The sequence below is a fragment of the Actinophytocola sp. genome (assembly GCF_035634895.1).
Classification (GTDB): Bacteria; Actinomycetota; Actinomycetes; order Mycobacteriales; family Pseudonocardiaceae; genus Actinophytocola.
Map to the genome: position 1 here is coordinate 1 of NZ_DASQCC010000044.1, position 2,766 is coordinate 2,766.

2 protein-coding genes and 1 pseudogene are annotated in these 2,766 nt (G+C 73.1%); all 3 read right to left on the reverse strand.

The window, feature by feature from the left end; translation table 11 throughout:
• Positions 1 to 364, reverse strand: a pseudogene (locus tag VET29_RS07005) (hypothetical protein); the annotation flags it as partial.
• Positions 361 to 1,710: a HAMP domain-containing sensor histidine kinase gene (locus VET29_RS07010; RefSeq protein ID WP_324916211.1), complete on the reverse strand. Its 1,350-nt coding sequence runs from the start codon at positions 1,708 to 1,710 to the stop codon at positions 361 to 363. The pseudogene VET29_RS07005 and the gene VET29_RS07010, both read right to left, overlap by 4 nt.
• Positions 1,707 to 2,420, reverse strand: coding sequence for a response regulator transcription factor (locus tag VET29_RS07015; RefSeq protein ID WP_324916214.1), 714 nt, complete (start codon positions 2,418 to 2,420; stop codon positions 1,707 to 1,709). The genes VET29_RS07010 and VET29_RS07015 overlap by 4 nt, the downstream gene beginning before the upstream one ends.
• Between the last annotated feature and the right edge of the window lie 346 nt (positions 2,421 to 2,766).

Sequence of the window (2,766 nt, forward strand, 5' to 3'; positions counted from 1 at the left end):
CCTCCACCCGGCCGCCCGGCAACTCCCACAACCCCGCCGCCTCAGGCGGGTACGACCGCTGCTGCGCGAGCAACGCACGCCCCCGCACGATCGCCGTCCCCACGATCACCGGCGCGCCGACGAGTGCCAGCGCCCGCACCCTGATCTCGGCCACCAGGCGGTCGGGCCCCGTCACCACCGTCCCGCCCGGCGCGTCGGCCAACCCGACCTCGACCCGCTCGGTTCGCCCGCGGACCGTCACCGCCGACCACCCGTCCACGTCGGTCCGCAGCACCCGCAACCGCCCGCACTCGTCGCCGGGCGCGGGCGAGGGCAGCGCGGCCGACACCACCCGCCGCGGCGCGGCCACGAAGACGGCGCTCACGTCGCCAACGCCCGCCACCGGACCTGGAACCGCGCCCCGCCCTCCGGCGAATCGGTCACCTTCACCGCCCCACCTCGCCGGCGCACGACCTCCGCCACCAGCGCCAACCCCAGCCCCGCCCCGCCGGAGTCCCGCGACCGGTCGTCCTGCACGCGGTAGAACCGGTCGAACACCTTCTCCCGGTGCTCGACCGGAATCCCGTGCCCGTCGTCGTCCACGACCAGCCACACCGAGGACGCACGGGACAGCACGGTGACCGTGATCCGGGCCCGCGCGTGCCGGGCCGCGTTGCGCAGCAGGTTGTCCAGCACCAGGTCGACCTCGGCGGGCGCGGCCTCGACCCAGCACGCCCCGGGCGCCAGGTGCGTCCCCACGACGGGACTCCCGTCCGGCAGCCGCGCGACCGCCGCACGGGTCGCCGCGACGACGTCCACCGGCGCCGCCGCGGGCCACTCGCCCGCGTCCGACCTGGCCAGCGCCAGGAGGCCGTCGACGAGGGCGGACAGTCGTTCCGACTCGTAGACCACGTCTTCCAGCACCTCGTGCGCGAACGACGGGTCCGGGTTCGCCACGGCCACCTCGGCCTGCACGCGGATCGAGGCGACCGGCGACCGCAGCTCGTGCGCGGCGTCACCGGTGAACCGCCGGAGCCGCGCGGTCGCCTCGTCGCGGCGCGCGAGCAGTCCGTTCAGGGCGGCGGCGAGCGACCGCAGCTCGTCGTGCGCACCCGGCAGCGGCAACCGGCGTCCGGCGGGGAGCTGGGACGCCGCCGCCCGCATCCGCTCGACCGGCCGCAGGGACGACCGCACGCCGAGCCACGTCGCGATGCCCCCCGCGGCCGACCCGATGAGCGCGGCGATGACCAGCCAGTTGAAGGCACGGTGCTGCGCGGGGTAGTACCCGGTGAGGATGGTCCCGACGATGACGAGGCGCTGGGAGCCGTCCGGCGTGCTGGTCACCGTGCCGATCCACCTGCGTGGCGGGTTCTCCGCGAGCCGCAGCACGGGGGTGCCGGCCTTGAGCACCCGCAGGTCGGCCGTTGAGAGTGGGGGTGGAGGCCCACCGTCGAGGGGTTTGCCGGCGGTGTCGAGTACCCGCGCCTCCATGCCGACCGGCCCGGCGGTGACCTGGTGACCTTCGCGGACCTCGGCGAGCGCGGTGCTGAGGATCGGTTCGAGCTGGGTGTCCGCGGCGTGCACCAGGAGGGGCCCGATGAGCCGGCTGGTGACGAAGGCGAGGGTGAGGAAGACGACGAGCGTCACCGCCGTGCCGACCGTGGTGATGCGGAAGCGGAGGGAGCGTCGCAGCCACAGCCGCCCGACGAACCAGCCGAGGACGCCCGTCACCGTGTTCTGGGTTCGAGCACCGCGTCCAGCTCGGAGGAGGACGCGAGGTATCCGTGACCACGCACGGTACGTACGATGCCACCCGCGCCGGCGGCGTCCAACTTGCGGCGCAGGTAGCCGACGTAGACCTCGACGGCGTTGCGTGTGGCGGCCAGCTCGTCCCCCCACACGGTTCTGAGCAGCTCGTCCTTGGTGACGACCGCCCCGGCCCGGCCGACGAGCACCTCGAGCACGGCGAACTCCCTCGGCGACAACGGCACGAGCTCGCCGGCGAACCGCACCTCCCGCACGGCCCGGTCGATGATCAGCTCACCGACCTTGAGCCGCCGCTCGGCCCCCTCGGCGGCGCCGCGCCGCAGCACGGCCCGCACCTGCGCGACGAGCACGACGAAGGAGAAGGGCTTGACGACGTACCCGTCGGCACCGAGGTCGAGCCCGTCGGCCTGGTCGATCTCGCCGTCCTTGGCGGAGACGAGGAGCACGGGCGTGGTGACCCCCTCGGCCCGGAGGGCCTGCAGCACCCGGTAACCGGACAGACCGGGCAGCATGATGTCGAGCAGGATCACGTCGAACGCACCGGTCCTGGCGATGTCGAGAGCGGACGGCCCGTTGGAGGCCGTGACGACGTCCATGCCTTCCGCCCCGAGGCCGCGCTGCAACGCGCGCCTGACCCCCAACTCGTCATCGACCACCAGCACGCGCGGGTTCATGCGCACAGCATGCCCGCTGTGACCCGTTCCACGTCCGCCGATCTCAGCGGACTCTCAGAAACCGGACACCCGCACGCTTGTCCAAAGGTGGTGGCCATGTGCTGCTCGACAGGCCCCAACCGCCACCGAAACGACCTCTTTCAGGCCGCCGCACCGCCGTCCGCCTCCCCAGGGCGCACGAATGTCCCCTTCGCTCGCACCCACCAGGTGAAAGTTATCCACAGGCCCCGCCGACCAGGGGTTTTGTCAGTGACAGCCGGTAGAACGGGCAGCGGGGTGGCCCCCGGGATCGGGTGGGGGCTGCCTGCTCAACCATCTGGGGGCGGAAGTTCAAAAAAATGATCTT